The 4,099-nt window shown below is 70.7% G+C and carries 4 protein-coding genes; 1 reads left to right on the forward strand and 3 read right to left on the reverse strand.

Translation table 11 applies throughout. From position 1 onward, the window contains the following. The coding region (locus tag AAW13_RS43315) for a phosphoribosyltransferase domain-containing protein (RefSeq protein WP_206306388.1) at positions 1–860 on the reverse strand (860 nt) is incomplete at its 3' end. Positions 861–889: 29 nt separating this feature from the next. Continuing rightward, positions 890–2,062 carry an HpcH/HpaI aldolase/citrate lyase family protein gene (locus AAW13_RS43320; protein WP_046734586.1) on the reverse strand — a complete coding sequence of 391 codons (1,173 nt, stop codon included), beginning with the start codon at positions 2,060–2,062 and terminating at the stop codon, positions 890–892. 177 nt (positions 2,063–2,239) lie between these two features. Here AAW13_RS43320 and AAW13_RS43325 point away from each other — a divergent pair, with 177 nt between their 5' ends. Further along, positions 2,240–3,043, forward strand: a complete 804-nt coding sequence (locus tag AAW13_RS43325; protein WP_046734585.1) for a TerD family protein — start codon at positions 2,240–2,242, stop codon at positions 3,041–3,043. A gap of 79 nt (positions 3,044–3,122) precedes the next feature. On the opposite strand, the gene AAW13_RS43330 is transcribed toward AAW13_RS43325, so the two are convergent. Continuing rightward, positions 3,123–3,860, reverse strand: coding sequence for a TerD family protein (locus AAW13_RS43330; protein WP_046734584.1), 738 nt, complete (start codon positions 3,858–3,860; stop codon positions 3,123–3,125). Positions 3,861–4,099 lie beyond the last annotated feature (239 nt).

The following is a 4,099-nucleotide window of genomic DNA, read 5'->3' on the forward strand; positions in this document are numbered from 1 at the left end:
GGGGCTTGTCGCGCAGTTCCCCGCGCCCCTGGGGGGGTGTGCTCGAAGCCGGCTTCAGGGGCGACGCCGGGAAGGGGCGCGGGGAACTGCGCGAACGGCCACGACGGCGCCGCACCCGGCCGATCACCCCTCGCGGCACTCTCCTCGTACCGCGCCACCAGTTCCTGACCCTTTTCCAGGACGCCCTCAGGCAGCTTCACGGTGCCGGAGGCCGCGGCCACCAGGTCCACCCTGGCGCCGATCTCACCGGCGAACGCCGCCAGGCGCCCCGCGTCCTCCGGGGAGCGCATATCGACCAACGCCACCACGACGTAACGTTTCCGCGGATAGCGGGCGTGGAGGTCGCGGACCGTGTTCAGGACCGTGTTGCCCGTGGAGAACTCGTCGTCGACCAGGACCAGCGGACCGTCGCCGGACAGCAGGGCCGGGTCCGCCGGAAGCAGCAGGTGCGAGGTGGCGTGCGAGTGGGACTCCTCGAAGCCGCCCGCGGGCGTCACCCCCTCGACCGGCCGGCGCGTGGAGTGCAGGTACGGGGCGAGACCGATCCCGTCGGCCACCGAGTGCCCCAGCCCCGTGGCCGTCTCCGCGTAGCCCAGCACCACCGACCGCGCCGCCTCCTCCTCGCCGAGGAGGTCACGCACCCGGCGGCCCAGACCGAAACCGTGGCCGTAGACGACGGACGGCGACTGCGGGACGTGCTTGCCGAGGACGTTGGAGACCAGCAGGTGGGCCCGCTTCGGGTTGCGGCGCAGGGCGAGGCCCAGCAGGGCCCGGATGCCGTCGTCGCCCACGAGTTCGACACCGAGCCGCTCCGCGACCCAGCTGCCGGACCAGACCCCGTTGTTCGCTGCGATGTTCATGCGTTCCCTGTGTCGTCCCCTAGGGCCCGTCACCCGGGTATCCCGGCGGCGAGCAGCTCCACGAAGCCGACGTCCTCGTTGGCGACACCGAACACCTCGGCGCGGAGCATCGTCCGCTCGGCCCAGGCCCGGTGCGGCTTCACCTCGTTCATCTTGTTCGTGTAGGCCGAGCGAAGTACACCCCCGCCGCCGCGTTCCGGCCGCAGGATGTCCTGCGCGTCGGAGAACTCCTCGTGACTGACCACGGACAGCGCGTGCACGGGGATGACATGGGACGGGTGGATGCAGGTCTTGCCGAGCAGCCCGTTGGCCTGGTCGAGGGAGATCTCCCTCAGCAGACCGTCCATGGCGTGCTCGATGAGCCGGTCGCGCAGTTCCACGGCCTGCTCCGCCAGGAAGGGGCTGGAGCGCAGCATCGGCTTGAACATGCGCTCCGGGACCCGGAAGTACTCCCACACCGGCCCGGTCACCGTGAAGCCGGTGCCGTCGGCCCGGCCCAGCATGTTCACCACGTCGGCGATGACGGAGGCGATGATCTGCACGTCGTAGGCGGTCATGTCCGGCGCCCTGCGCAGCCCGTACGAGGAGCAGAAGTCGGTGACGCCGAGGCGCAGCGCGAGCACCTTGTCGCGGTACTTGTCGACGGCGCGGGCGATGCCCTCCAGGGCGTCCACCCGCGTCTCCCGGTACATCAGCTCGGGCGTCTCCAGCACGGGCATCCCGAACAGCCGGCGCCCGCTGCGCGCCTCGGCGCCCTCCAGGGCCTGCAAAAAGGGGATGCCTCGTTCCTCGGTGAACTTCGGGAACACGAACCCGGACAGCAGCGACACGTTCCCGCCCAGGCGTCGTACCAGGTCGGGGATCTGCTCGGCGTCGCGCACCCGGATGAAGAGCAGCGGCAGCTCCGCCCCCGCCCGCTCCCGCGCGGCCAGGTCGGCGAACTGCCGGACGAGGTTCTCCTCGCCCGCCGGCACGTCCTCGTCTCCGATGGAGTCCTCCAGGCACAGCACCATGGAGACCACGCCGAGGGCCGCCTGCTTGACGATGTCGTCGGCGAGCCGCGGCCGGGTGGCCGGGCTGTACAGCGTGGCCCCCAGGGCCGCGGAGAGCAGCCGGGCCGGGGAGTCCGCGGTGAACGCGCACGGCTCCTGGTGGAAGAGACGCTGTCGCACCTCAGGGGCGATGTGCCCGAAATGACGCATGGAACTCCCCCGTGGCGTTGAGCCGGGCCTGTGAATTGGGTAAAGGGTGGCCGGTAATAGTACGTACAAAGTCATGTCGTGGGTTCCCGACGGGCATGAATTTCAGGTAACCCGCCCATGTCGGCCGCAAGGCACCCCACGTTGTCGTGACCAGGACCGAGAGGGCAGGATGACCGCATGACGCACGCGATGCTGAAGGGGTCGAACGTCCCGGTGGAAGCCGCCACGGTCCGGGCCGTGCTGCGCTGGACGCCCGGGCAGGGAGTACCGGACGTCGACGCCTCGGCGCTGCTCCTCGGCCCCGACGGACGTGTGCGCTCCGACGAGGACTTCGTCTTCTACAACCAGCCCCGGCACCCCTCCGGGAAGGTCTGGCGGCTCGGCAAGAAACGGGTGGCCGAGGGCCTCACCGACACGATCCAGACAGAGCTGCCCGGTGTCGAGCCCAGTGTCGGCCGAATCCTCCTGGTCGCATCGGCGGACGGCATCCCCTTCGAACACGTACCCGCCCTGCGCATCCTGCTGTACGACGCGGGCGCCCCGGACGCCGAGGCGCTGGCGCATTTCGACATCAAACCGGAGACCGGCGCGGAGACGGCCCTGATCTGCGGCGAGCTGTACCGCAGGGGTGAGGGCTGGAAGTTCCGGGCGCTCGGCGAGGGCTACAGCAACGGCCTCAAGGGCCTGGCCACGGACTTCGGCATCTCGGTGGACGAGTCCGAGCCGATGGAGGAGCCGGCGGCGTCCCAGCCGCTGCCCCCCGAGCAGCCGACCGCGGTCCCCGTCCAGCCGGCCTACGGCTACCCCCAGCCGGTCTCGCCGGCCCAGCCGACCTACGGCTACCCGCAGCAGCCCCCGTACACCCAGCAGCAGCCCCAGTCCGGCTACGGCTACCCGCCGCCGGCCCCGATCCCGGTCCCCACGGTCCCGAACACGGACTTCCGGCTGCCGCCCCAGGGCCCGCAGTTCATCGGACGCTAGCCGGACGCTTTCACCGGCCGCTCTCACCGGACGCTTCCAGGGGCGCTGGGGTACCCCCGGCCGAGGCCGGGGGCAGGAACTACCGCTCCGCCTTCGCCTTGTACCCCCGCCCCCACTGGAGCCCCCACCCGTACAACCGGTCCAGCTCCCCCTGGAACCCGTACACGAACTTCACCTCACGCCGGACGATCAGCTCGTCCTTCACGTTCTCGATCATCACCACCGCGCAGGACCGCGCCTGCGGATGCCGTTCGTCCAGGCCTATCTCGATCCGCGGCCCGTTGCTCGGGTACAGCGTGACGATCGCATGGGTGCGGTCGAACGCCGGCGTCTGGTCGTAGATGTACACGAACACCAGCAGCCGCTTGATGTCGTCCCGGTGGTCCAGGTTGACGTACATCGTCTCGCCGGACGCCGAGCCGAACCGGTCGTCGCCGCTGAGCTTGACGTACGGCGGCGCGTTCACGTCGCCGAGCAGGCCGCCGAGGGGCTGGACGACCCCCTTGCTGCCGTCGGCCAGCTCGTACAGCGCGCCGAGGTCGAGGTCGACGTTGACCATGCTCTGCCCGTGGCCCATGACCTCCGGCGGCCTGAGCGCCTTGAAGGGGTGCCGGAACAGACTCTCCCGCTGCTCGCCGTCGAAGTCGGACGTGCGCATCCGCCAGGTGAGGTTGACCCGCAGGTTGCCGGTGGCCGCACCCTGCTTCGTGAGGGACACCTGCTGGTGCCGCCTGGTGAGCTCGATGGAGTTGGACGCCGCGCTGCCCGAGTCGAACTCGGCCGCCCTGCCGCCCAGCAGTCCGTCGAAGAAACCCATTCCCGCCCCCAGAGACTCCTGCCGACACCGCGGGGCGGCCGACCGCGTCGGCCGCCCCCACAGAGCGTTCCTCGTCCGGGAGGGCGTCACACCCTCCCTTTCGGGCCGGGCCGCCGCCCGGCCTCCGGTCAGACGCCGGACGAGACCTCAGCCTTCTCGTCCGACCCCGCTTTTCCCTCGGCTTCCGCCAGGCGCTGGTTGCGGCGCACCGAGGACCAGAACGACCAGGCGATCAGGAC

This window comes from Streptomyces humi, assembly GCF_001005085.2.
In the GTDB taxonomy this organism is placed as follows: Bacteria; Actinomycetota; Actinomycetes; order Streptomycetales; family Streptomycetaceae; genus Streptomyces; species Streptomyces humi.

What these genes read in the sequence shown, in the direction of transcription:
- AAW13_RS43320 (WP_046734586.1), bottom strand. Translation starts at nt 2,062, where the DNA reads ATGCGTCATTTCGGGCACATCGCCCCTGAGGTGCGACAGCGTCTCTTC.
- AAW13_RS43325 (WP_046734585.1), top strand. Translation starts at nt 2,240, where the DNA reads ATGACGCACGCGATGCTGAAGGGGTCGAACGTCCCGGTGGAAGCCGCC.
- AAW13_RS43330 (WP_046734584.1), bottom strand. Translation starts at nt 3,860, where the DNA reads ATGGGTTTCTTCGACGGACTGCTGGGCGGCAGGGCGGCCGAGTTCGAC.